The organism is Athalassotoga saccharophila, from assembly GCF_009936215.1.
In the GTDB taxonomy this organism is placed as follows: Bacteria; Thermotogota; Thermotogae; order Mesoaciditogales; family Mesoaciditogaceae; genus Athalassotoga; species Athalassotoga saccharophila.
Genome location: NZ_AP019551.1, coordinates 599052 through 624152 on the forward strand (window position 1 = coordinate 599052; position 25101 = coordinate 624152).

At 42.3% G+C, this 25101-nt stretch carries 28 protein-coding genes and 2 tRNA genes; 25 read left to right on the forward strand and 5 right to left on the reverse strand.

Translation table 11 applies throughout. The features are described from left to right. Positions 1–27: 27 nt before the first annotated feature. Positions 28–732 carry a hypothetical protein gene (locus ATHSA_RS02975; RefSeq protein ID WP_161847676.1) on the reverse strand — a complete coding sequence of 235 codons (705 nt, stop codon included), beginning with the start codon at positions 730–732 and terminating at the stop codon, positions 28–30. An 83-nt stretch (positions 733–815) separates the two neighbouring features. On the opposite strand from ATHSA_RS02975, the gene ATHSA_RS02980 reads away from it, so the two are divergent. From ATHSA_RS02980 to fusA, 16 genes are all read left to right on the forward strand, one after another. Next, positions 816–1580, forward strand: a complete 765-nt coding sequence (locus tag ATHSA_RS02980; RefSeq protein ID WP_161847677.1) for a threonine/serine exporter family protein — start codon at positions 816–818, stop codon at positions 1578–1580. Continuing rightward, positions 1577–2008, forward strand: coding sequence for a threonine/serine exporter family protein (locus ATHSA_RS02985; protein WP_161847678.1), 432 nt, complete (start codon positions 1577–1579; stop codon positions 2006–2008). The genes ATHSA_RS02980 and ATHSA_RS02985 overlap by 4 nt, the downstream gene beginning before the upstream one ends. Positions 2009–2010: 2 nt before the next feature. Beyond that, complete coding sequence (locus tag ATHSA_RS02990) at positions 2011–2613, forward strand: alpha/beta hydrolase (protein WP_161847679.1); 603 nt, start codon at positions 2011–2013, stop codon at positions 2611–2613. Then, the gene (locus ATHSA_RS02995) at positions 2610–4013 is read left to right on the forward strand and encodes a TldD/PmbA family protein (protein ID WP_161847680.1); all 1404 of its coding nucleotides are present in this window, start codon (positions 2610–2612) and stop codon (positions 4011–4013) included. The genes ATHSA_RS02990 and ATHSA_RS02995 overlap by 4 nt, the downstream gene beginning before the upstream one ends. Further along, a complete protein-coding gene (locus tag ATHSA_RS03000; RefSeq protein ID WP_161847681.1) occupies positions 4010–5266 on the forward strand; it encodes a metallopeptidase TldD-related protein in 1257 nt (418 codons plus the stop codon). The genes ATHSA_RS02995 and ATHSA_RS03000 overlap by 4 nt, the downstream gene beginning before the upstream one ends. Positions 5267–5550: 284 nt before the next feature. Next, the gene (locus tag ATHSA_RS03005; protein WP_161847682.1) at positions 5551–6864 is read left to right on the forward strand and encodes a GGDEF domain-containing response regulator; all 1314 of its coding nucleotides are present in this window, start codon (positions 5551–5553) and stop codon (positions 6862–6864) included. A gap of 20 nt (positions 6865–6884) precedes the next feature. After that, complete coding sequence (locus tag ATHSA_RS03010; protein ID WP_161847683.1) at positions 6885–7214, forward strand: hypothetical protein; 330 nt, start codon at positions 6885–6887, stop codon at positions 7212–7214. 4 nt (positions 7215–7218) lie between these two features. Then, complete coding sequence (locus ATHSA_RS03015; protein ID WP_161847684.1) at positions 7219–7866, forward strand: class II aldolase/adducin family protein; 648 nt, start codon at positions 7219–7221, stop codon at positions 7864–7866. Then, positions 7863–9107, forward strand: a complete 1245-nt coding sequence (locus ATHSA_RS03020) for an amidohydrolase (RefSeq protein WP_161847685.1) — start codon at positions 7863–7865, stop codon at positions 9105–9107. Before ATHSA_RS03015 ends, ATHSA_RS03020 begins: the two co-directional genes overlap by 4 nt. A 13-nt stretch (positions 9108–9120) precedes the next feature. Next, positions 9121–9567, forward strand: a complete 447-nt coding sequence (locus ATHSA_RS03025; protein WP_232060120.1) for a hypothetical protein — start codon at positions 9121–9123, stop codon at positions 9565–9567. Continuing rightward, complete coding sequence (locus tag ATHSA_RS03030; protein ID WP_161847687.1) at positions 9564–10550, forward strand: TIGR01212 family radical SAM protein; 987 nt, start codon at positions 9564–9566, stop codon at positions 10548–10550. Before ATHSA_RS03025 ends, ATHSA_RS03030 begins: the two co-directional genes overlap by 4 nt. Continuing rightward, the gene (locus tag ATHSA_RS03035; protein ID WP_161847688.1) at positions 10516–11349 is read left to right on the forward strand and encodes a purine-nucleoside phosphorylase; all 834 of its coding nucleotides are present in this window, start codon (positions 10516–10518) and stop codon (positions 11347–11349) included. The genes ATHSA_RS03030 and ATHSA_RS03035 overlap by 35 nt, the downstream gene beginning before the upstream one ends. Beyond that, the gene (locus ATHSA_RS03040; RefSeq protein WP_161847689.1) at positions 11346–12152 is read left to right on the forward strand and encodes a purine-nucleoside phosphorylase; all 807 of its coding nucleotides are present in this window, start codon (positions 11346–11348) and stop codon (positions 12150–12152) included. Before ATHSA_RS03035 ends, ATHSA_RS03040 begins: the two co-directional genes overlap by 4 nt. 9 nt (positions 12153–12161) lie before the next feature. After that, a complete protein-coding gene (locus ATHSA_RS03045) occupies positions 12162–13466 on the forward strand; it encodes a pyrimidine-nucleoside phosphorylase (protein ID WP_161847690.1) in 1305 nt (434 codons plus the stop codon). Then, positions 13453–15003 carry a hypothetical protein gene (locus tag ATHSA_RS03050; RefSeq protein ID WP_161847691.1) on the forward strand — a complete coding sequence of 517 codons (1551 nt, stop codon included), beginning with the start codon at positions 13453–13455 and terminating at the stop codon, positions 15001–15003. The genes ATHSA_RS03045 and ATHSA_RS03050 overlap by 14 nt, the downstream gene beginning before the upstream one ends. Next, entirely contained in the window at positions 15000–17057 is a 2058-nt protein-coding gene (gene fusA, locus ATHSA_RS03055; protein WP_161847692.1) for an elongation factor G, read from the forward strand. Before ATHSA_RS03050 ends, fusA begins: the two co-directional genes overlap by 4 nt. Before the next feature lie 22 nt (positions 17058–17079). On the opposite strand, the gene ATHSA_RS03060 is transcribed toward fusA, so the two are convergent. Then, positions 17080–17155: transfer RNA gene (locus ATHSA_RS03060), tRNA-Ala, on the reverse strand. Positions 17156–17231: 76 nt separating this feature from the next. On the opposite strand from ATHSA_RS03060, the gene hpf reads away from it, so the two are divergent. The 3 genes from hpf to ATHSA_RS03075 all read left to right on the forward strand — a co-directional run bounded on the left by hpf (position 17232) and on the right by ATHSA_RS03075 (position 18534). Next, on the forward strand, positions 17232–17744 hold the full coding sequence (gene hpf, locus ATHSA_RS03065) for a ribosome hibernation-promoting factor, HPF/YfiA family (protein ID WP_161847693.1): 513 nt from the start codon (positions 17232–17234) through the stop codon (positions 17742–17744). A 286-nt stretch (positions 17745–18030) separates the two neighbouring features. After that, on the forward strand, positions 18031–18303 hold the full coding sequence (locus ATHSA_RS03070) for an HU family DNA-binding protein (RefSeq protein WP_161847694.1): 273 nt from the start codon (positions 18031–18033) through the stop codon (positions 18301–18303). A 33-nt stretch (positions 18304–18336) separates the two neighbouring features. Next, the gene (locus ATHSA_RS03075) at positions 18337–18534 is read left to right on the forward strand and encodes a hypothetical protein (protein ID WP_161847695.1); all 198 of its coding nucleotides are present in this window, start codon (positions 18337–18339) and stop codon (positions 18532–18534) included. On the opposite strand, the gene ATHSA_RS03080 is transcribed toward ATHSA_RS03075, so the two are convergent. Next, positions 18502–19065 carry an AIM24 family protein gene (locus tag ATHSA_RS03080; RefSeq protein ID WP_161847696.1) on the reverse strand — a complete coding sequence of 188 codons (564 nt, stop codon included), beginning with the start codon at positions 19063–19065 and terminating at the stop codon, positions 18502–18504. The genes ATHSA_RS03075 and ATHSA_RS03080 overlap by 33 nt on opposite strands. Before the next feature lie 221 nt (positions 19066–19286). Between ATHSA_RS03080 and ATHSA_RS03085 the strand changes: the two genes are divergently transcribed. From ATHSA_RS03085 to fliE, 5 genes are all read left to right on the forward strand, one after another. Beyond that, on the forward strand, positions 19287–19928 hold the full coding sequence (locus ATHSA_RS03085; RefSeq protein WP_161847697.1) for a peroxiredoxin: 642 nt from the start codon (positions 19287–19289) through the stop codon (positions 19926–19928). Positions 19929–19970: 42 nt separating this feature from the next. Further along, positions 19971–21257 (forward strand): Nramp family divalent metal transporter, encoded by a 1287-nt coding sequence (locus tag ATHSA_RS03090; RefSeq protein WP_161847698.1) that lies wholly within the window; start codon positions 19971–19973, stop codon positions 21255–21257. A 44-nt stretch (positions 21258–21301) separates the two neighbouring features. Beyond that, positions 21302–21481, forward strand: a complete 180-nt coding sequence (locus ATHSA_RS10135; RefSeq protein ID WP_197739216.1) for a flagellar basal body rod protein FlgB — start codon at positions 21302–21304, stop codon at positions 21479–21481. A 144-nt stretch (positions 21482–21625) separates the two neighbouring features. Further along, positions 21626–22039 (forward strand): flagellar basal body rod protein FlgC, encoded by a 414-nt coding sequence (gene flgC, locus ATHSA_RS03100; protein ID WP_161847699.1) that lies wholly within the window; start codon positions 21626–21628, stop codon positions 22037–22039. A 5-nt stretch (positions 22040–22044) separates the two neighbouring features. Continuing rightward, entirely contained in the window at positions 22045–22338 is a 294-nt protein-coding gene (gene fliE, locus ATHSA_RS03105) for a flagellar hook-basal body complex protein FliE (protein ID WP_161847700.1), read from the forward strand. Here fliE and mutL read toward each other — a convergent pair. Both mutL and rlmB read right to left on the reverse strand, forming a co-directional pair. Beyond that, positions 22335–23999: a DNA mismatch repair endonuclease MutL gene (gene mutL / locus ATHSA_RS03110; RefSeq protein WP_161847701.1), complete on the reverse strand. Its 1665-nt coding sequence runs from the start codon at positions 23997–23999 to the stop codon at positions 22335–22337. The two genes, fliE and mutL, sit on opposite strands and share 4 nt — an antisense overlap. After that, positions 23977–24705, reverse strand: a complete 729-nt coding sequence (rlmB, locus tag ATHSA_RS03115; RefSeq protein ID WP_161847702.1) for a 23S rRNA (guanosine(2251)-2'-O)-methyltransferase RlmB — start codon at positions 24703–24705, stop codon at positions 23977–23979. Before rlmB ends, mutL begins: the two co-directional genes overlap by 23 nt. Before the next feature lie 187 nt (positions 24706–24892). Between rlmB and ATHSA_RS03120 the strand changes: the two genes are divergently transcribed. Next, positions 24893–24980: transfer RNA gene (locus ATHSA_RS03120), tRNA-Leu, on the forward strand. Positions 24981–25101 lie beyond the last annotated feature (121 nt).

Consider the following 25101-nt stretch of genomic DNA (forward strand, 5'->3'; position numbering starts at 1 on the left):
AAAAGAGGCAGGAAACTGCCTCTTTTTTTATGCGAGTTTTGTTCTCGTTATCTCATCATTTTTTACGTATTCATTTATTTCTAAGGACAATTTGACGATAAGATAAAGCCAGTATACTCCGGCCGTTATTATCGTGAATATAACAACCAAGAAGATATTTCTCTGAGTTATCTGCGGCACGTCCTGCACATTTGGAAGACCTTTCATATTTCTAAGGTATGAATAAAGTCTCGACTTCGTTTTGTAGATCGCAGAATAAGAAGAAAATATATGGTAAAGGTATATCAAAAGAAAGATGAATGCCAAGATTTCGAAGAGTGCCATGACTCCCATTTCAAATACGAATAAAATCCCGATTATGTAGGAGATCATGTACGCCCAGAATGGCCATCCCTTTACCATCGCGTTTTTCAACTCTAACGAGGCCGTCTCTATCTCTGATTTCACCGATAAGTCTTCTGTCTTTATCGTTGAGATCATCGATTGCGTGTTTAGGATATTTCTGTTCAACACGTCCATCCACTCTTTCAACACTATGAATTGAAAGATCATGTTTATGAAATTTATTATCATGATAGTCACGTAATATCCCGAATTCGCATATGTAATATAAGCGCTTTGATTGTTGTAGGAATACATTATCTCTCCAACTGCCGTGAAAAGGACGACAATAGAGATTAAAGTAAAGATTATCACCATAACCGCGAGTGTTACATTCACTCTTCCATCCATTCTTCTCTCCCCCTTTTTAGAAGGCTCAATTTCTATTATATAATAGATTAACCTTTAAATTGCCAAAAAGACGGGAGCGAAATATGGAAATAGAAATGGAAAGGGCCCTCGATTTCATGACAGAGGTCGCCGCGTCTCTTATGAGTTACGGATCTCCTACTACAAGAACGGAGATATGGGTTACAAGAATTGGACAAAAACTCGGCTTTGAGGTTGATATTGCCATAATTTACACGGTCATATACATCACCGTAAGGGACAAAGATGGCAATTTTAAAAGCATCACGAAAAGGGTCTTTAGTTTGCCTTCTGACTTTGAAAAATTCATGAGGGTAGATACACTTGTCAAGAAATTTGTCGATGGAAAAATTCAACTTGCCGAGGCCCATTTGGAGTTGAAAAAGATAATAAACGATCAAAGCACATATTCAATCTTTTTAAGACTCATTGCCGCCGCTCTAACGTGTGGTGGATTCGAATACATACTCGTTGGAGGTACGATGAGCGCAATCGCTTCAATGGTTCTCGGCGCCGTAGTTTACGCTGCCACAAACTACGTAAGGTTGCTTAACAACAGGTTTTTTCAGCAGTTCACATCTGGCATCATGATATCGATAGGATCATGGTTTTTGATCCATCTTTTCAAAGGTTCTACCTTAAGCGGTGTGGTTTCGGGATCGATAATGCTTTTTGTGCCGGGGTTACTCATAACAAATGGTTTTTCCGAGATCTCTCAGGCAAGTGTCATCTCGGGCACAATAAAAGAAAGTGAGGCAATGGCACTTTTGATAGCGCTTGTCTTTGGTATATTTGCCGGAACCGTCTTCGTGGGAGGCATGAACTTTTGAATATAATTCTTAATTCCATAATCGCAGGCGTTGCAAGTGGAAGTTTTACCATCCTTTACAACGCGAGATTTTCAGATGCAATAATTGCCGGCGGTATAGGCGCCATAGGATGGTACGTGTATTCCATTCTGATAGGATACGGAATGCTTACCGCTACACTCATAAGTGCATTTACCATTGGCATTATTGGAAGAATTGTATCGAGAATAAGGCATATGCCATCCCAGCCATTGATAGTTGGAGGAATAGTTGTACTTGTTCCGGGTTTTATGGCCTTTAAGGCAATGAACGCCTTTATCGTTGGAAAAAATACCGAAGGAACGACATTGATGCTTAACACCTTTCTTACTGCCGCTGCGATAGGAACGGGTCTTATAGTCGCTGTCGCGATCACGGCAATTATTTTTAGAATAAAGATAAGGAGGTAATCATGGAAAAATTGACATTTCTAAGTGAAGACGGATTGAAAATCGAGGCTGAAAAATTTGGAAATTCGGATCACGCGGTTATACTTGCCCATGGCAAGGCCTTTAACATGCAAAGTTGGGAAGACTTTGCGATATACCTTCAAAAGTCTGGATTTACGGCAATACCATTTAACTTTCGCGGATACGGAAATTCGGAATCAAAAGACACTAAATACGAATTAGACATCTCAGGGATAATAAAAACACTTGTGAAAAGTTACAGGCATGTTTCGCTCATTGGCGCAAGCATGGGAGGTGCTGCCGCCCTAAGGGCTCTCGAAATAAGCGCACCGATCGATGGACTTGTGCTTTTGTCTCCGGCCGGATTGCCAAATGATTTCGCAAAATTGAAGGATAAAGCAAAAAAGTCCCTTGTCGTGATCTCGAAAGGGGATTTCGTTTTTGAAGTTGCCGAAAAAGTTGCGAAGTCTCTGCCTTTCGATACGGAAAAGGTTGTTTTCGATGGAAACTTACACGCGCAAAATCTCTTCAGAGATCCAAAGATAAAGGCCGAACTTGAATCTAAGATAGTTGACTTTTTGAAATCGGTGGCGGAGAAGCAATGAAGGTGAAACTCTCAAAATTTCTCGAGGAAAAGATCCCAGATCTCGAAAAAATAGTCGAAAAATTATCTCAAAAATACAGATACGTTTCAATACTTGGAAATGACGTGCGTGGAAAACGCTACCTTGTTACTGAAGACATAAAGATAACTGACAGCAACTGGAATGAGAGGGGTTTCGTCGTAAGGGTTTACAATGGCCTAAATTATTCTGAATACTCTTTTGATGAGATAGATGATTCCGTTGTCGATTTTGTCAACGAAAGGGTCGTCGGAGAATTAGAAAAGTTCAAATCGGTACTCGAATCTCCTTTGATCGAAGAAGAGAAGGAAAATGGGACATTCGAAGGAGAGGTTGAAATTCTGCCAGAAGAAATCGATGCCGGAAAAAAGATAAAGATACTATCTTCTTTAAGAGATCGCGCCTATTCGATCTCGAACTCTCTTGCCAATTTCTGGGCAATATACGAAGAGGTCAATGTAAGCAAGATCTTTTTATCCGGCCAAAAGCATTTAAGCCAAAGTTATGTGTGGACTCAGGGCTACCTTCAGGCCATAGCCAGAAGAGATGAAAAGACGAAGTACTCATACGAAGGGTACTCTGGAATGAAGGGGGCCGAAATTCTTTACGAAATGGAAAAGGGCGTTGAAAAGGTTGTCAGGGAAGCCGAATCTCTCATCGATTCTACAAGTATAGAGCCGGGAGAGTACGATGTGATATGTTCGCCAGATGTCTCCGGTGTTATAGCCCACGAAGCCTTTGGACATGGAGTTGAGATGGACATGTTTGTCAAGGGCCGCGCCAAGGCCGTTGAATACCTTGGACGTGAAGTGGCATCAAAACTCGTTACAATGCACGATGGAGCCTCGGCCGCAAAGCAGGTGGCCTCTTACTTTTTCGACGATGAAGGAGTAATCGGAAAGGATACCGTTGTAATAGAGAAGGGCATATTAAAAAGTGGAATATCAGATCTCATCTCATCTTTGAGACTTGGAACGAGACCAACGGGAAATGGAAGAAGAGAGTCATTCGAGAGAAAGGCATATTCGAGGATGACCAACACATTCTTTGAGCCGGGAAATGACAGTTTGGAAGAGATGATCTCTTCGATAAAAGACGGCTATTTGCTCGAAAAAGTATCGAGCGGAATGGAAGATCCGAAAAACTGGGGAATACAGTGCTGGATACTTTACGGCCGTGAGATAAAAGACGGGCACCTGACAGACAGGATAGTTTCCCCAATCCTTATGACAGGCTATGTACCAGATCTTTTAAAATCCATTTCTATGGTATCAAAAGATCTCGAATTATCTGGAACGGGAGCCTGCGGAAAGGGTCACAAAGAATTCGTCAAGGTCTCCTCCGGAGGGCCTTACATAAAAGCGAGAGCGAGGTTAGGATGATGATAGATTCTATAGCGGAATTGCTTTCTGCAAAAGTAGATGACTGGAAGATACTCGAAAGAATGGTAGATGGGAGAGAACTTTTCTTCATCAAAGACTCGCTCGATATGAACCGTGCAAAGCGCACTCACAAATTCTTTGTGACCATCTACAGTGACTTTGAAAAGGAAGGAAAACTCTACAGGGGATCATCGGATTTTACGATCTATCCCGGCATGAAAAAGGATGAAATAAAATCCTTGATAGAAGAGAATATCTTTTCCTCCAAATTCGTAGAAAATCCTTACTATCCTGTCGTGAATGAAAAACATACGGTTTCAAAGATCGATCCTTCTGAGCCAGATTTAGACCGGATGATACAAGATTTCCCATTTAAATCAGAAGGTGTGTGGATAAATTCCTCCGAATTTTTCCTTAACCGTATCGAGGAAAGGATCATAAACTCGAAAGGGATAGACGTTTCGAATAAGATGTACAGACTTTACGTTGAGATGATAACAACGGCAAAGTCAAAAGAAGAGGTCGAACTTTACTGGAGTTTTGAAAGATCGTACCCTTTGGTAAAAATGGAGATCGAAGAGGCCATGATGGCAACGCGCGATAGGGCAGAGGCGATCCCCACACCGGATGTAAAGGACTTACCTGTCATCTTAAGTGGAGAATCCGTTGGAGAGTTTTTCAAATATCCACTCTACAAAACCTCTGGTCTTTACATTTACGAACATCTCTCCGATCTCAAAAAAGGAGATAGGATTAATGGCAACTTCACCATGTGGATAGATCCCCACGTTGAGGGATCTGCCTACTCTCTGAATTACGATGAGGATGGATTTTTGTGTAGAAAGGTAAAGATCATAGAAAATTCAACGGTTGTGAACATATGGGCCGATGTCAGATACGCGTATTATTTAGGAATAGAGCCTACAGGCCATCTTACGAATTTCGTCGTCGAGTGTGGAAATGAATCTGAAAAGTCATTTGAAGATGGAAAGTACCTTAAAGTTCTTTCATTCTCAGACTTTCAAATGGATCCCGTAACCGGAGATTTTGGAGGAGAGATAAGGCTTGGGTGGTACGGCGATGGCAAAAAGAGAGTGGCCGTAACAGGTGGATCGATCTCGGGAAATATCACAAAGTGCGATTTTGTCCTTTCTTCTGAATATCAATTGACTGGAAATTTCAAAGGTCCAAAAAGTTTGAAGATAACGGGCGCGCAAGTCGGAGGAAAAAGGTCAACACCCCACCACCTTTAGAGGTGAGGGCTTGTAAAAGCCCTTGTTGATTTGATACGTAGCGCATGGCACATGGCACGCAAAAGAGATTAAGGATCAAAAGACTATTCGGTTAAGTGAATTCATGTTAACTGACGGAAGAAGTGGTTAGCACAATCGTTAGATGGTAGCAAGATACATGTGTCTGCGAACTGGAAACAGTTAAAGAAACTGGAAAGTGCAAAAACATTGTTGATAGAACGGAAGGTGAATGTGGCAATTCCTCTCCAACTTCTATAAGTTGGAGTATCCTTGCCACAAGAACGATGAAGATTCTTATAGTAGACGACAGTGAATTTTGGCGGAAAATCCTTGGAGATATCTTCAAAGATCACGAAGTTGAATTCGCGGGAGATGGTCTGGAAGGGTATTTTAAAATTCACGAATTTTGTCCCGATCTTGTCATCTCCGATCTTGTCATGCCCGGTCTCAACGGATATTTGCTTTGCAGAATAGTGAAGAATACCGAACTCAAAGACATACCATTCGTCATCATGACGGCCTCTTCCGATTCGATCGATAAGTTTTGGGGAAAGTATGCCGGCGCATCTGAATACATTCAAAAAGATTCCGAGGACGGGATAAAAAGGCTCAAAGATTACGTCGCATCTTTGAGGCCGATTCACGAATGCAAAAGATCGAAAGACGATTTCAAATCATCCTTCGAAAGGGCGCTTAATGGTTTGCTTGTCAAATCGACGATTGAAAATGAGATAAGGAAGTTCTTCATCCACATCGATGATATGAATTACGTTGTAAGGAAAATCTTCGATTTTGTAAAATCGATGTTTGAAATAGACGATGGAATGATCCTTATCTTCAAGTCAGACTCTATGGATGTCTACACGAATTTTGAAAATTTTGAAGATAAAATGAAAAGGATATTCGAAAACCTAAAAACTCCCTCCAATCTCGAAAGAAGAATCACATACTTAGACAAAAAGATCTATGATAGCATCGACGATATGATTTGGGTCTTCCACCAAGACAGAAAGGAAAATGGCGCAATCTTTGTGGCAAGAAAGCGCGAATTTTCAAACAGCGAAAAAGAGATGTTTTCTAACGTTATGATCGAGGTAGAAAACCTTTTGAATGTAGGCCTAACCTTCGAAGTTTACAGACAATATTCATTCACAGACAAACTTACAGGTCTAAACAATTTAAGGGCTTTGAATGATTACCTTGATGAACTTTGGAAAAATCGGGAGGAATTTTTCTTTTGCATGATAGACATAGACAATTTTAAAAGGGTGAATGACACCTATGGCCATGAAACGGGGAACAACGTACTTTCGGGAATAGGGAATATGATAAAGCATTTACCATCTGACCTTTTTTCGGCCAGATACGGAGGAGAAGAGATCGCGATAGTTTCGAAAAGAAAGGATCTTGTCGAGATCGTAGAATCTCTAAGATCGCGGATAGAATCTACCCATTTCGGACCGGTTAAGGTTACGATAAGTGCCGGCATCGCTTTATCGTCGGGTGCTAACAGTTATACCGAAGTTATAGAGATGGCAGACGCGGCCCTTTACCGTGCAAAACATGAAGGGAAAAATAGGGTCGTTGTCGCAAAATAAAGTATAATTTTGGTGGGGTGATGATTTTGAATTCTGCCGAAGAGATGGCTCAGGCGATAGACGAGATAACCTGTGAAATGACGGAAAATGTAAAAAATGGAAAGATCGAAAAGGTCTTTGAACTTATGAAAGTGCGGGAAAAACAAATCGAAATGTTGAAGAATTCCGATGGACGCATATCTCAGGCTACAACTTCAAAACTTTTGGATGATTTAAAAAAATTTGATGAAGAATACAAAAAACAGATGAAAGAAATAGACGAAAAGATCTCGAACATTTCGAAGGCCATAGAAATGCTTCAAAGTTATTCACAAGGCAAAAGTTCAAATATATTTGACGAAAGAAGGTAAAAAGATGAAAGAGAGCATAATTTTGCTTGATGCCTGTCAGGAGATAATGGATCTTAGACTTGTATCGGGGACATGGGGAAATCTTTCTTTAAGACTTGAAAATGGCAATATACTCATAACCCCGAGCGGAATTCCTTACGACGCGATAAGGGAAGATGATCTTGTTATATGTGATAGATCCGGAAATGTCGTTGAGGGAAACCTTCCACCCTCGAGCGAATTGAAAATGCACGTGGCAATTTACTCCTCGAGAAAAGACGTTAACGCGATAGTTCATACCCACAGCCTTTACGCCTCGATAGCCTCGGCTATTTTCGACGAAGTTCAACTTCTCGTTGAAGACGTTGCCATGGTAATAGGTGGAAGGATAAGGGTTACATCTTACAGATATCCGGGCACTCAGGAACTCGCCGATGAGGTGGTCAAAGCACTTGGAGATAGAATGGCCGCCATAATCGCAAATCACGGTCAGGTCGCCGTAGGACCTACAATGGATGATGCGCTTCTTGCCGCCCAGATGTGTGAGAAGGCCTCTGAAATGTACGTTATAGCCTCTCAATACCCAAAGGTAAATGCCTTACCCGACTCAGACGTAAGATCCCTTTACGACAAATACGTTAACTCCTACAAAAAATTGAGGGATCTCAAATGAGTTTAGTTCTCAAAAATGCCACGGTGATCGGAAAAGATATATCCCTGAAAAAGGCCGACATCTTTGTCGAGGGAGACAGAATCGTTGATTTTGCGATGGGAGATGAAGTAGACCTTGATGGGATGATCGTAATGCCCGGCCTTATCAACACACATACCCATGCCGCCATGACGCTTTTTAGAGGGATTGCCGAAGACGTCGATCTCAACGATTGGTTATTCAATTACATCTTTCCGAGAGAAGATAAACTTACCCCGGATGACGTGTACACGGGAAGTCTTGCGGGCTTTATGGAAATGGTTAGACACGGTATAACGACATTCGTTGACATGTATTTTCATGAAGACGCGATATACCAGGCCGCAAAAGACCTTGGAATAAGGGGAATCGTGGCACGCGGTCTTGCCGATACAGATGGAAAGGGAGATAGAAAACTTCTTCTTGCCGAGGATTTTGCAAAAAAGCATATCGATGATCCTCTCGTGAAGGGAGGGTTTGGACCTCACGCGATCTACACGTGTTCAATGCCTTACTTCAAAGATGTGGTGGACACGGCAAAAAAGTATCCTCTTCCTCTTACCTTTCATCTTCTCGAGTCTCCGGGAGAAAGAAAGGACTTTAAGAAAAACGGTATGGAAGCCGTTGATTTTTTGGATTCTATAGGTGCGTTTTACGAAAAGACAATAATAGCCCACGGCACGCATCTCAATAAAAAAGAACTCGAATTGATTTCGAAAAGGGGATCGACGCTGTCTTACAATCCCTCTTCGAATGCTAAACTTGGAAATGGGATAGCGCCGATAATTCAGGCACTCGATTTGGGAGTTAACGTAACCTTTGGAACGGACTCTGCGGCTTCAAACAACGCCCTTAACATATTCAATGAGATGAGGTTCGGAATTCTACTTCAAAGGGCGAAAGATCAGGATCCAACGATCATAAAGGTTGAAGAGGCGATAAAGATGGCGACATCGAATGCGAAAAAGGCATTGCCCTTCGATATAGGATCTCTCGAGGCTGGAATGCTTGCCGATTTGATCGTCATAGATCCACACGATATCTCGACAGTCCCATCTGATAAGATACTTTCTCACATCGTTTATTCATTTGACACACCGGCCATAAAAAAGGTTATGATAGGTGGTAGGTGGATATACGATGAAGGTTTTATTACCGTCGATGAAAAGAAGGTGATAGAAGATTTCGAAAAAGTTTATACCGATCTTAATTCTCGTATTTGAAACGCTTTTTTTGATGACAATTTTAAGCGGTTGTTTTTTGGACAAATACAACATAAGTACTCTGAGAAACTTCATTCCATCGAATTACAAAGTTAAAACTTACGAGATAATTGTAAAGCCTTCTCAATTCATGGGGTACAGATCAAAGGGAATAATAAGAAGTGTCTTTGCAACGTACGCTTCAACATCATCCACAGTCTCTCTCTATGCGGCAGAATTTCAAAGCACCTTCGAGATGCACGATCTCTGGTACGCTTTTGCAAAAAAAGAGAGTGGCACGTGGAATGCGCTCAACAGCAGTTTATGGTGGTTTTCTGGAGAATTAAAAACTTCAAAATACTTAGCATGGTACACTCATTACACGATCTTCATTCTCAAATCTGAAGATCCCTCTGCGCTTTATCCCATCAAAGACCAGATTCAAAATTTCATGAATGTGTTTGGAGGCGCGAATAATTGATATACAGGGAACTTTCTCCTTATCTCAAAGAAAAATACGGCGCGAGAGTCCAGAGAATATCGATATCGTACTTCAGAACCTGTCCCAACAGGGACGGTACGGCTGGATTTGGTGGCTGTACCTTTTGCGAGGAAACGGGAAGTGGATTTGGAAATAAATTCAGGAACTTGGATGTCCACACTCAGGTCGTAGAAGGCATGAAGATCGCGCGACAAAAGTACAAAGCCGAAAAATTCATGGCTTACTTTCAGTCATTTACAAATACCTACGGTCCGCTTGAAGAACTCGAAGAAGTTTACAAAGCATCTTTGATCGAAGATGTCGTGGCGCTCGACATCTCTACAAGACCAGATGCCTTCTCCGAGGAGATAGCACAAATGATCAAGCAGATCTCGGATGAAAGGCACGTTGATATCTTCATCGAATTTGGCCTTGAATCGATAAATGAGAATACGCTTGTATACATAAACCGTGGCCATTCGGTAGGCGAGTTCATAGACGCCGTTCTTAGAGCCAAAAGGTACAACTTTGAAGTTATTGCCCACGTTATTTTAGATCTTCCAACTGACACAATCGAAGACGAGATAGGATGTGCGAAGATCCTTTCTGCCTTAAAGGTAAATGGCGTAAAGATGCATTCTCTTTACATAGTCAAAGGCACAAAGATGGGAAGGGATTACATCGATGGAAAATTAAAACCATTCGGTGCCGATGAATACATAAAAAGGGCCCGCGCATTTCTTTCCTACCTCGATCCCGCCATCGTTATACACAGGATAATATCCACGCCTCCGCAAGACGCGCTTTACTCGATAGGATTGACCTACGCCGAGGCGAAAAAATCAATAGAGGAAGAGATGATTAAGAACTCCGAATATCAGGGAGTGAAATTCGATTACCTTAATGGGGGTAACTGGAGAAAAAAATTTGTCGAAAGGAGAAATTCAGATGGATTACGTTCAGATGGTCAAAGAATCAGTTGATTTTTTAAAGAATAGGGTGAGATCAAATCCAAAAGTGGCGATTGTACTTGGATCTGGCCTTTCTGTCATAAAGGAAAGCCTCACCGATCAGATCAAGATAAAATATTCAGAAATTCCACATTTCCCGGTCTCGACGGCGCCCGGTCACGCTGGAGAGTTGATCTTTGGAAAATGGAAGGGTATCGATACGGTCCTTATGAATGGAAGGTTCCACTTTTACGAGGGATATTCCATGAAGGAAGTAACGATGGCAATAAGGGTCTTTCAAATGATGGGAATAAAATACCTTTTCCTGACCAACGCGGCCGGCGGTCTAAATCACACATTTGAGCCGGGCCATCCAATGATAATAACAGATCATATAAATTTCATGGGAGACAACCCGCTCATAGGAAAAAACATAGATGAGTGGGGAGTAAGATTTCCTGACATGTCCGAGGCTTACAATTCAAAACTCATCTCGATGGCCGAAGAGGCGGCAAAGGAATTGATCATCCCCTATTACAAGGGTGTGTACGTCGCCGTTTCCGGTCCTTCATTCGAAACGCCGGCCGAATTGAGAATGTTTAGATTTCTCGGAGCGGACGCGGTTGGTATGTCAACAGTGCCAGAGGTAATAGTCGCAAATCACGGCGGAATAAAGGTCCTTGCCATCTCGGCTATAACGGACAGGGCCATACCGGAGGGATTGAAGCCTCTTACCGCCCAAGAGGTTTTGGAGGTCGCAAATAGAACCGGAATTCAGATCGCGAAGATTTTCGAAGCGGTCATAGAGAACCTTGGAGAGGAATTGAAATGATAGAAGAGAGCGTTGAATTTCTAAAATCAAGGATTGGAAAGGTTGATGTTGCCGTAATACTCGGATCCGGCCTTGGAAAACTTGCCTATGAAGTGGAAGAGGCGGTAAGAATTCCTTACTCTCAAATACCCAACTTTTTGAGATCGACGGCTCCGGGCCATGCTGGAGAACTCGTGTATGGGAGAGTAAGCGGAAAGTACGTGCTTCTTATGAATGGACGCTTTCACATGTACGAGGGGTACAAACCCCGCGACATAGTCTATCCAGTAGAGGTTATGAAGATGATCGGGATAAAAAAACTCATCGTCACTAACGCGGCTGGCGGAATAAAACTTTCGTTCAAGCCCGGCCAACTCGTTTTCATAAAGGACATAATAAATCTTTCTTTCAGAAATCCTCTTATTGGCCCCAACGATGAAAAGGTGGGACCAAGATTTCCCGATATGTCCTCGCCACTTTCTACCGCATGGATCGAGAAGGCCAATGACGCGATTTACGAAAGCATGAAAGAAAGACTCGAAAGCGGTACATACGCATCGATGTTAGGGCCGAGTTATGAAACTCCCGCAGAGATAAGGATGCTAAGAAAGATCGGGGCGGACATGGTCGGAATGTCGACCGTTCCCGAGATAATAAAGGCCAATCATGTCGGCATTGAAACTCTCGGAATCTCCTGTGTTACGAACATGGCCGCCGGCGTTCTTCCCCAACCTCTTTCTGAAAAAGAAGTCCTTGAAGTTGCAAACAGCGTATCTAAACGTTTCATATCGATCGTTAAGATAATAATCGAGAAAACATGCTGAGGTGATACCATGAGAGCGTACGATGTTATTTTGAAAAAAAGAGATGGCCATGAACTTTCAAAAGAAGAGATAGAATTCATGGTAAATGGTTTTGTAAAGGGTGAAATACCCGATTACCAGATGGCCGCCTTTTTGATGGCAGTCTATTTCAGGCACATGAATGCCGAAGAAAGATACAACCTTACAGAAACAATGGCCAGATCTGGCGATACCATAGATCTTTCCTTTATTCCGGGCATTAAGGTTGACAAACATTCTACCGGAGGCGTTGGAGACAAGACGACCCTTGTCCTCGCACCAATGGTTGCGTCCTGTGGCCTTCCAGTCGCGAAGATGTCCGGCCGCGGATTGGGACACACGGGAGGAACGGTTGATAAACTCGAATCGATCCCGGGCTTTAGGACGGCTTTAAGCGAGGAAGAATTCAAAAAATGTGTGAAAGAACATCTCATAGCGGTAGTCGGACAAACCGCAAATTTGGCACCTGCCGACAAAAAGATATACGCGCTTAGAGATGTTACGGCCACAGTTGACGAGATATCGTTGATATCCTCGAGCATAATGAGCAAAAAACTTGCCGCCGGTGCAGATGCCATCGTTTTGGATGTGAAGGTGGGATCCGGAGCCTTCATGAAGGATATAGCATCGGCAACGGATCTTGCGCGCGCCATGGTAGACATAGGGAAAAGACACGGAAAATCTATGGTCGCACTTATAACTGACATGGATAAACCTCTCGGGCGCACAGTCGGAAACGCGATAGAGGTAGAAGAGGCAATAGAGACACTTAAGGGAAATGGACCTGACGATCTTGAAGAACTCTGCATCGAACTCGGAGCCCAGATGCTAAAACTCGGAAAGATAAGCGACAACCTTTCTCAGGCAAGAAAGATGCTTAAGGAATCGATATCTTCTGGAAAGGCCCTTGAAAAAATGCGCGAGATGATAATCGCTCAGGGTGGAGATCCTCGCGTTGTCGATGATACCTCTTTGCTTGGTATATCAAAAAAGACATACGATTTAAAGTGTGAAAGTGCTGGCTACGTTGGAGGAATGGATGCCGAGAAGATAGGAATAGCCTCGATGAAGTTGGGAGCGGGCCGTGAAAAGAAAGAAGACGTCATAGATTTGTCCGTCGGAATAAGACTCAACAAAAAGACGGGAGATGAAGTAAAGCCAAAAGATGTGCTTTGTACTCTCTACTACAATTCCGAAGAGAAACTTCAGGAGGCCATAAAACTCGTAAAAGAATCTTACAGAATTTCGAAGACCAAACCAAAAAAGGTGGAGATAGTGCACGGTGTCGTTGATTAAAGGGTACATCTTGCTTTTTATCGTCTTTCCGGTATTTGTATTCGCCTCATCTCTTTACGTAGTTGACGGACAAAATATCACGAGAATTTCAGATCTAATTTACTGGAAAGGTAATCCATTTGTTCAATTGAAAAAAGTGGCGGACTTTTGGAATATCAAATGGTCTGTAAAAGATGGAATGGGCGTCGCGGAGTGGAATAACAATTTCATATCCTTCAACACATCAAGCGGAGAAGGGCTCTACGATGCCATTTACGCGCTTTCAAATGCCGCAAGCAATGCAAACAACCCTTTGATATCGGTCGCGAGCCTTTCCATGTTACTCGGCGCAAATTATACTCAAGAGACAGATGGCATCTTCATGATAAAAAGGCCACCAGCGCTTGAAATAAATGGCGCGATACTTTACGGACATCAATTCACGATCTTTTTCAATGCGATCCCGCCAGATGAAACGGTTAAAGTCTCTCGAAGCGGGATATTAACGGACATAAAGGTCTTTCCCGTCAAATTTTCCCCGAATTACGTCCATCCAAACTCTCCCCTTGTTGTCGAAAGAGACGGGAATTTTTCCGTCGAGTACCTTGTAACGTTCTACTCCACATTGACTGTGAAAACATCGACCGGCACACCAACCTTGCCAGTTCAAAATGCCGAGATGATAGATTTTGGAAATGGCATTCTTTACAAAACCTCAGTCTCTACGTTGCTTTCGGGAAAAGTTCTTCGTTTGAAGATGATCGAAATTCCTTCATCGGCGAATTTGAAGGTTATTAAATCTTCTGGCACGACGACGATATCTTTGCTTGGAAATAGCAATATAGCCATTGTCGGGTTTGAATCATCCACTCCTTTAATATATGCAAATGATCGTCTTTACGGTGTGCCATCTAACGGATCGCCTCTTTTGACATGGAATGGACAAAAATTTGATATAATTGAAACAGATCAGGTCATAACGGTTAACATAGGAAACATACCATTTGTAATAGACGGTATAAATTCAAATTCCGGTAATGTGATTCTTTACACAGCCGGACAGGAAATTTCAAATTCTCCAAACAGGCTTTACGTTCAGATAAAAGATGGGCGGGTTATATCGACGGATTACATTCCAAGGGCAAATGGTTATGTCCTCTCGATAAATAAAAGTTCTACGATTTTTTGGAATGACGTAAAAATAGGTCAAATCGTCAATTTCTTTTTACCATTTTACATACAAAATTCGATCTTTGCAATTCAGGGCAAAACTTTGATGATTCAAAATTCGTCTAAAATGCCATTATTGAATTCGATAAATTCCAAGGATTTTTATGTCATAGCGGCTAAAGGTGAAAAACTTTATTTCATCTACGTTGAAGGAGAACAGGATCTTGGAATGGTTTCAGACATACTCTTGAATATGGGCTTTTCAGATGCTTTCTATCTTGGTGAAAATGTATTCATGATTGTCGATGGGAAGATCGTCAATGGCAATCTTGGTGTCGGTCTATTCTGGATTGAAATCGATAAAACAACTGGAGGTGTTGACAGGTGATCGCTGTCGAGAAGAAAAGAGTCATTGCATTCATAGGTCATAACGGAAGCGGGAAGACAACCCTGTGTGAGTCTATACTTTTCAACAATAAAGTTACAGAAAGAATGGGAAGTGTAGATCAGGGAAATACCGTCATGGATTTTGATCCCGTCGAGATTGAAAGAAAAACGAGTATAAACGCGTCAATCGCCACTTTTGAAAAGGAAGGATACAGGTACTTTTTGATCGATACGCCGGGATTTTCAGATTTCATAGGAGAGGTAATCCTTACGACATTAGTCGCAGACAACGTGTGTTCTGTTTTGGATTCGGCGAGTGGCGTTGAGGTCCAGACGGAGAAGACTTGGAGAATAGCCCAGGATTACAAAAAACCAATGATGATCTTTGTAAATGGCATAGATAAAGAGTTTTCCAATTTTGATAAAGCCGTTGAACAGTCCAAGAAACTCGCGAAGAAAAACGTCGCCGTTATCAATTTTCCTCTCGAAGAAGGTCTGAAAGTCAAAGGCATCGTTGATGTTATATCCCAGAAGGCATATCTTTATTCCGGAGATAAGGTTTCCGTCTCTGATGTACCGCCAGAGTTAAAAGAAAAGACTCAAAAATACAGAACCGAATTGATAGAGGCGGCCGTCGAACAGGATGAAGGCCTTATGGAAAAGTACCTGTCAGATCAGCCTATAGACAATGCCGATCTACTCAAAGCGCTCTCAAAAGGATACAGGGAAAACCAAATCGTACCTGTTTTTTGTGGTTCTGCAATAAAGAGAATTGGAGTAAATGAATTCATGGAAGGTCTCCAGAAATTTGGAGCCTCTCCTCTCGATGTTCCTCTGAAATTGGAAGGAGAGATAAAACCCGACGCATCTGGACCTTTTGCCGCTCTGATCTTCAAGGTTACAGTAGATCCTTTCATAGGAAAATTAACATACGTTAAAGTCTTAAGAGGTCAGATAAAGGCCGGGGACACGATATACAACGGCACGACACAGTCAAGTGAAAGGATAAACCATCTTTACGTGCCATTTGGCAAGAAACAAAATGAAGTTCCAGAACTTTCAGTCGGTGACATAGGAGCCGTTCCGAAACTAAAAGACAGCAAAGTTGGAGATTTTCTAAGTGATATTGCAAATCAAGTAAGCGCGAAAAAGATATACCAGTTCCCCGATCCGATGATATCGAAATCGGTAAAGGCCAAAAACGCGGCCGAAATAGACAAGATAACGAATGGACTTACAAGGCTTGCAGAGTCAGATCCAACCTTCCACATGGAATTCAATCCAGAAACTTCAGAAATAGTCATATCGGGAATAGGAAATGTCCATCTTGAGGCCACCCTTGAGAAATTGAAGAAAAACTTTGGAGTTGAGGTAGAACTTGGAAAGCCTAAGATAGCCTATCGAGAGACGATAACGAAAAAATCGAATGCAGAATACAAACACAAAAAACAAACGGGAGGTCATGGCCAGTACGGTCACGTTAAAATAGAACTCGAACCGCTCGAGAGGGGAAAGGGATTTGAATTCGTGGACAAAATCTTCGGTGGTGCCATACCGAAAAACTTCATTCCTTCAGTTGAAAAGGGTATAAGAGAGGCTCTAAAATCTGGAGTACTTGGTGGGTACCCTGTCGACGATGTGAGGGTGATTTTGTACGACGGATCATACCATGAAGTTGACTCTTCGGATATAGCCTTCCAGATAGCGGCTATTCAGGCATTCAAAATAGGAATGCAAAATGGCAATCCGACGCTTTTGGAGCCTATAATGAGCGTTGAGATTTACGTTCCAGACAAGTACGCCGGCGACATAATGGGAGATGTTAACTCCATGCGCGGGAGAATTCAGGGGATGGAATCTGGTGAGAATGGATATCAGGTCATAAAGGCCGAAATTCCTCTTGCCGAAGTCCTTGATTTCTCTTCTAAATTGAATTCGATGACGAGCGGTCAGGGATATTTCACCATGAAATTTTCAAGATACGAAGAGGTGCCAAGAAACCTTCAGGACAAGATAATTCAGGAAAGGAAGGCCGAACTGGCGGCAAACAAATAAGGCAGGCCTTGCCTGCCTTACATGGTGGAGCCGATGGGATTTGAACCCACGACCTCTTCCTTGCGAAGGAAGCGCGCTCCCAACTGCGCCACGACCCCGGATACTTTCTTAGTTTAGCATATAAGATCGCTAACGGTCAAGATTTGGAATGTATTTGAGAAGGGAGAGATCAAATTGAAAATTCAGTACAAAGCGAGAAATGTCGAGATCAGCGATGCGATGAAGAATTACTTCGAGAAAAAAGTCGAAAAGATAGAAAGAATAGTGGACGATCCTTCGGCCGATATAGAAGTGAAGTTCGAAAAAGAACGCGAAAGGAGCATCGTGGAGGCAACGCTAAAACTCAGGTCCATAATAATAAGGGCCAAAGAGACGACGACGGATTTTTACGCCTCGATAGATGGCTGTATAGACACGATAGAAAAACGTTTCAAAAGACTTAAAGAGAGATACACAACGCTCAAGAGAGAAAAGGTCCAGCCTCAGGTCAAAGAAGTGGAGGAAGAAGAACAAAAGGTTGTTAAGATCAAAAAGTTCGTTCTCTCTCCAATAGATATCAACGAGGCAATAGTCGAGATGGAAATGCTTGGTCACCAGTTTTTCGTCTTTAGGAATGTCGAAGATGGACAGATAAATGTGCTTTACAAGAGGGAAGATGGAAATTACGGTCTGATAATTCCACAGTAACTTATCAAAGTTGGTGAATTTAGCGAACGGATTAAATGATGTAAAAAAAGCAAATCTGAAATTAGACAGAAAATAAGGTAAATTCTGAAATTAACGATATTTAAGAGCAAATAAGCGTATAAATCGCGAGTTTGCTCTTTTTTTCTATGATATTTAGCGTTTTTACAGTAATAAAGGATATTTGACAACTTTCAAATTTTGTTGTATATTTAAGCAATACGTAAAATATGCTTGATTTTAGCGATAATTATGGACATTTCCAACATCCGATGAAAGGGGGAACAACATGAACAAGAAGGAACTGATCGATAAGGTAGCGGAAGAGACGGGATATCACAAGAAAGAGATCAAAGACGTAGTCGAGGGAGTTCTTACCAGCATAACAAAGGCGCTTGCCGATGGTGAAAAAGTTCAACTCGTGGGATTCGGAACATTTGAGGTTGTCAAGAGATCTGCTCGCGAGGGAAGAAATCCACAGACTGGTAAGAAGATAAAGATAGCAGAAAGAAAAGTTCCGAAATTCCGCCCTGGAAAAGCGTTTAAGGAAGAAGTGAAATGAAAAACGCGCCGTCACGGCGCGTTTTCAATCGAGATGCTTATATTTGTCATAATCATAGTTGGAATAACCTCTCTTATATCCCTTATCTGGAATGTCCATGTCTTTCGGCACTTCGAAAGAGATAAAAGGATAGAAGGAAAGATATCCCTTATAATCTACATCTCTTTAAGTGTTTTTGGTGTCGCATTCTCTGCTTTTTTACTTTTTGTCATCCTTTTTATGTATCCTTGACTGAAAGTAAATATTTCCTCCTCCGTCGAAGGCGTAAAATGATCTCTCGTCATTTTCGAGAAGGTAGGGCTTGTAATTGAGAGAAGGCTCGAAGGCCAAAATATTTTCCTCGTCGATAAAGGTCGTTGAGGAGATCCATTTTTTGTAAATGATGCCATTCGCGCAAAGGAATATGCCACCTTTTCCGGTTACCTTGAAAAGAAGATCTTCATCTTCGGAGAAAAATTCTCTTGCCCCTCCCCATTTATCGTCTATTGTAAGATCTCCATGGAACGCCAACAATGCAGACGAATTAACGTAGATCGTCTGGCCGGCAACATCTATGTACGATATGTCTCCGTAAAATGGAGATAATACAAGCAACTCTGAAGGATAGGTCTCAACGTAAAAAAGATAAAAATCGCCCGCCTTCCATTTGGCGTTGATATCAAATGCAAAGACTGATTTGGGACGCACAAAAAAACGATCCCCAATCTCCAAAGAGACTCTTAGAATCGGATAATAAGGCTTTCCCGTTATCTCGTATTTCATAGGCATATCCTTTCAAATACGTTCTTTATTTATTATACCAAACAAAGTTCGAATTCCGAATGATCGACAAACGGCGCGTAACGGGTGGCATGTAGGAAAAGCAATAAATTAAAGTGAATTGAGTATATTACAAATATTCAAAATTTCTTTATTTGTTTGTAACTATTTATGGATATAATAAAAATGAAAATCATTAGCATTAAATAAAAGGAGGGTTTAAAATGGAAGAAGTAAGAATACCTTTAATAGGAGAAAAGGCGCCGGAATTTGAGGCCGTAACGACTAAGGGGAAGATAAAACTGTCTGACTTTTTGGGGAAATGGGTGGTGCTATTTTCGCATCCGGCAGATTTCACGCCAGTCTGCACAACTGAATTTGCGGCCTTCGCCGAAAAACAGGAAGAATTTAAAAAGCGTAACGTCCAACTTATAGGACTTTCCATCGACAGCGTTTATTCTCACATAGCATGGATAAGAGAGATTCAAAAATACTTCGGATTCAAAGTTGAGTTCCCGGTTATCGCAGACCTTGACATGAATGTCGCCCATCTTTACGGCATGATCCATCCCGGAAGCGGAAAGACCTCGACCGTTAGAACTGTCTTTGTCATAGATGACAAGGGTATCGTCAGGGCGATATTGTACTATCCAGCCACGAATGGAAGAAATATAGACGAAATCTTAAGGCTTGTAGACGCGCTCCAGTACACGGACAAACACGGGGTGGCTACTCCGGCAAACTGGAAGGTTGGCGAGAAGGTAATAGTTCCAACTCCTCTCACGGTAGACGATGCCGAAAAGAGGATGAAAGAAGATTACGAAAAGGTAGATTGGTTCTTAGCGTTCAAGAAATATGAAAAGTAAGGATGAGGCGCCCGCGCGCCTCATTTTTTTAGGAGTGAGAATATGGAAAACATCATGAAAAAAATGGATCAAAAAACGATTGCTCGCGGTCAAATGGTGCTAAATCACACCGAAAAACGGCGCGGTTTTGCAAGGCTTTTGCCATTTTTGGGTCCTGCATTCATAGCCTCAGTCGCGTACGTCGACCCCGGGAATTTCGCGACGAATATACAAGGTGGCGCGACCTTCGGATATGAACTTCTGTGGGTCATACTCTGGGCCAATTTGATGGCAATGTTCATTCAGGCGCTTTCATCAAAACTCGGTATAGCGACGGGGAAAAATCTTGCGACTTTGATAAGCGAAAGATATCCAAAAGGTTTTGTTTGGTTTTACTGGATTCAGACCGAAATTATAGCGATCTTTACGGATCTGGCCGAATTCTTAGGAGCGTCTATCGCTTTTCAATTGTTACTCGGAGTCCCTCTATTTGTCGGGGCGATACTGTCCGGAATCGCGACGATCTTCATTCTCTTCTTTCAGGATTACGGATTCAGGCCATTTGAGATCATCATAACGCTTCTTTTGAGTGTCATAGCCTTTTCTTACGTAACGGAGATATTCATAAGCAAGCCCAACGGTTTTGGAGTTTTGGGAGGAACCCTGATTCCAAAATTTTCAGGTCCAGAAAGCGTGTACATGGCGGCCGGCATCCTCGGGGCCACGGTAATGCCCCACGTCATATATTTGCATTCTGCCCTGACGGAGAATCGAATAAAGGCGCAAAATGAAGACCAGTTGAAAAGATTGCACAAATTCAATCTTTTAGATGTCTTGATTGCCATGGGCATAGCGGGCTTTGTGAATATGGCGATGCTCATGATGGCGGCCTCAACCTTTCATTTTACAGGTCATCAGGATGTATCAAGCATATCGACTGCCTACATGACTCTCATTCCTCTGCTTGGCGGGGCGGCCGGATTTGTCTTTGCCATATCTCTGCTTGCCTCCGGTCTTTCTTCATCGGCAGTCGGGACTATGTCCGGACAGGTTCTCATGCAGAGTTTTGTCAAATTCAAAATACCGATATGGATAAGAAGGATCGTGACGATGATTCCATCCTTTATCGTGATCTTTTTGGGAATAAATCCTACAAATGTCCTTGTCTTTAGCCAGGTTGTGCTCAGTTTTGGCATAGTCTTTGCGCTTGTGCCCCTTATTCAATTTACAAGGGATAAAACTTTGATGGGCAAACTTGCAAATGGAAGGTTTACAAATATTTTGAGTTGGATGATAGCATCGTCTGTAATAGCGCTGAATGCCTTTTTGATAATCAGTCAATTCATTTAGGAATTCATTCCATCGGCAAAGAAAGATCATTCGGAGGCGATAATATGTTTCAAAACATAGATCTTCTAAAGAGTGCCATGGACGTTTCAACTCTGACAACTCAGGTTATAGCAAATAACATCGCAAATGCCGACACACCCAATTTCAAGGCGAGTTACGTCATGATGAAAGTTTCGGATAAAAAGATAGAGCCTGAATTTACACGGATTATTCGACATCCATAAGCAATGATGGAAACAACGTCGATGTAAACCAGCAAATGGCGATCCTTGCCCAAAACACGATAAGGTATGAAACCTTGACGATGCTTGCCTCGATGAATTTCAAAAGATACGCCGACGTTTTAAAGACCGTGTGAGGTGATATGAGTGTCTATCTTTAGCGCCATAGATATATCGTCTTCTGGAATGACGGCCCAGCAGTTGAGAGTTGACATAATCTCCAACAACATAGCCAATGCCAACACAACTCAAACGCCCGAGGGTGGACCTTACAGAAAAGAAATACCGATCTTCGCCGAACAGTTCAAAAATACCTCCAATGGCGTAGAACCTGCAGGTGTGGCAGTCGTAAAAATTGCCCAGGACAATTCTCCCTTTAAATTGGTCTACGATCCATCTAATCCTGCGGCAAACAAAGACGGGTACGTTGAAATGCCAAATGTTAATGTTTTGAGAGAAATGGTCGATATGATAGATGCACAGAGAAATTACGAGGCAAATGCCACCGTCATAAATGACGCAAAGACGATGGCAAATGCAGCGCTTCAGATAGGGAAGTGATGTAAATGGTTAATCCTGTAAACCCCATAAATCCGATAGGACCGATCTCTGGATCTTCAACCTCATCCCAGTCTTCAGGGCCTGACTTTAAAAAGGTCCTTACCGACGCCATAAACACGGTCAACTCGACCGTCGAAAAGGCAGATCAAATGACCGCGGATTTTGCAACTGGAAAGACTTCAGACATACACGCGGTCATAATTCAGGCAGAGAAGGCCGACATAATGTTGCAACTGACGACGGATATCACGAACAAAATAGTCAACGCTTACGAAGAGATAATGAGGATGCAAATTTAGCGGCCAAAGAACCTGTCAAGTCTTTTTAACTCTATCGAATAGACCAGCGGTCTTCCATGAGGGCAAGACCATACTTTTAATTTGTCTATATCCGAAAGCAACTGCTTTATCTCGATGTCAGATATTCTTTCTCCGGTCTTTACGGCCATCTTGCAAGCGAGATCGGCAAAGAATTCCTCCTTCGGATCTCGCGCGAACGAAATTCTGAAATTCTCTATCGTCGATATAAAGGTCTCCTTCCAGTCTTCTATCTTAAATGAAGGCACGCTCACAAGGAAACCGTCTTTGAATTCGAACCCAAAGGATCTTATCTCCTCTTTGTGATCTTCGAAGGTTTCCATCTGGATCTTATTCAATTCTATCCGAATTGGATCGACCAAATTCTGAGAAGAGATCTTCGTCGATTTTATCCTGTCAAAAATTATCCTCTCGTGCGCTGCGTGAATGTCTATTATGTAAATGGCCGTCTCGCTATATGTTACGAGGTATCTTCCCTTGACAATTCCCATCACGTGGGTCTCGGACAAACTCTCTCTTGTCTGGGACATTTCGAATTTCGTCATGTCAAAGTCAAAACTCTCACTTTCAAATTTCTCGAACTTCGTCTTTGGACTTTCCTCCGCGCTTTGCTGGTAAGAGGAAATGGTATCTGTGAACTTTGGACTTTCGATCGTGGGAATTTTGAAGATATCGGGAGAGGCAAGAGATTCTTTTATTACCCCGGCGACGATTCCGAATATCCTTGACTGATCGCTGAACTTCACCTCTAACTTCTGTGGATGGACATTGACATCTATTGTTTGAGGCGGAACCTCTACAAAGATCACAGCCATTGGAAATTCGCCCTTTTTAAGGTGCTCGGCATATCCCGCTTCGATGGCCTTCATCAAAAAAGGACTCTTTACATATCTTCCGTTCACGAAGATGACCTCGCTCAATCTATTCTGGCGCCCAACGTCAGGAGCGCTTATAAACCCGTGAATTCTCATGCCACCAGCGTTTTTGTCGATGGGGATAAGATCGTAATTTCCAAAGATCATCTTTATTCTATCCTCAAGCGTCATGTTGTCTGTGATCTTGTAAATACTCTCTCCGTCTCTTGAAAGTTCGATCGCGATTCTTGAAGAGAGAATGAATTTCTCGACTATCTCGGTTACCATTCTCGCCTCGACCGATGTCGAACTCAAAAACTTCCTTCTTGCCGGCACGTTGAAGAAAAGATCGATCACACTTACCCTTGTTCCTTTTGACTTCGAGACGGGATATGTCTCTCCGACTATACCGCCGATCACCTCTATCGCGTATCCTGTGCCATTATCTGAATTCGCGCTTTCTATTTTCATTTTAGAGACGGCCGCGATAGAAGAAATCGCCTCTCCGCGAAATCCAAAGGTTGTTAGGTTGAAGATGTCGTCAAAATTTTTGATCTTCGATGTCGTGTGTGGAAGGACGACCATCTTGAGATCATCCTCGGTCATTCCATCTCCATCGTCCTCGACGGTTATCAAAGACTTTCCACCGTTGGATATAGAGATCTTAACCTTAGAAGCGTGAGCATCTATCGCGTTTTCGATGAGTTCCTTTACAACTGAAGAAGGATGATCCACAACCTCTCCCGCCGCTATTCTCCTTACAACCTCATCTGGTAACCTTACTATCATTTCTCATCTCCATGGCCTTAAAAAGTATCACCGCCGCGCTGACCGAGACATTCAAAGAATCCATCTCTCGCGCCATCGGAATCGAGACTTTATCATCACACTTTTCGGCGACAAGCCTTCTTATACCCTTTCCTTCATTTCCAAAGACGAAGGCGATCGGCCCTTTGAAGTCCATCGAAAAATAAGGCTTTCCTTCCATCATCGCCGCGTAGACCCAGATATTTCTCTCCTTTAAGATTTCTATCGTTCTTGCGATATTCACCTCGATACAGATAGGCATTCTGAATGCGTAACCTGCCGAAGATTTGAGAACGGCAGGCGTTACATGAACGCTTCCGTCTTTTGGAATTATTATAAGATCAACTCCGGCGCCGTATGCCGTTCTTATTATCGCGCCAAAATTTTGGGGATCCTGGACCTGATCGAGAATCACGATGAATGGATCATGGTCTATACCATCGAGTGTCTTGATGGTGTCGGAATAAAGAAAATCTTTTATCTTTGCGGCGATTCCCTGATGATCCCTGGAATGGGCAATCTCGTCTATCTTTCTATCGTCTAAAATTTCGATCCTGATATTTCTTTTTTCTATCTCGTCTCTCAATCTCTTCATTTCGGAAGAATTCACGTCCGAGATGAATACCTTAGATATATGAATACCGATCTTTAAAGCCTCTTCGATCACATTTCTTCCATAAATTATCACAAAATCCACCTCGACCCATTATACACCAAAATGGCGGATAGATCGGTATAATTGACAAATCAAACCACCTCAGATGTACACATTTCTCTTGCTTTACATTCTTTGATATGCTATACTATTAACAACTATGGAAAAAACGGGAAAATCGACCTGCTTGACGATAAAATCAATGATATAAAAAATCTGAGCCGAGGTGGTGGAATTGGCAGACACGCAAGATTCAGGTTCTTGTGGGCGCATAGCCCATGCGGGTTCAAGTCCCGCCCTCGGCACCAACTTTTTGTGTTTGATTTTCAAAAAAACCGTTGACAAATAAGGTTTTTAAGTATATAATTTCTTGAAAGAGTTTTTATCTCCCGAAAAGGGGGTTAGACAGTATGCAATATGTTTTTTCAA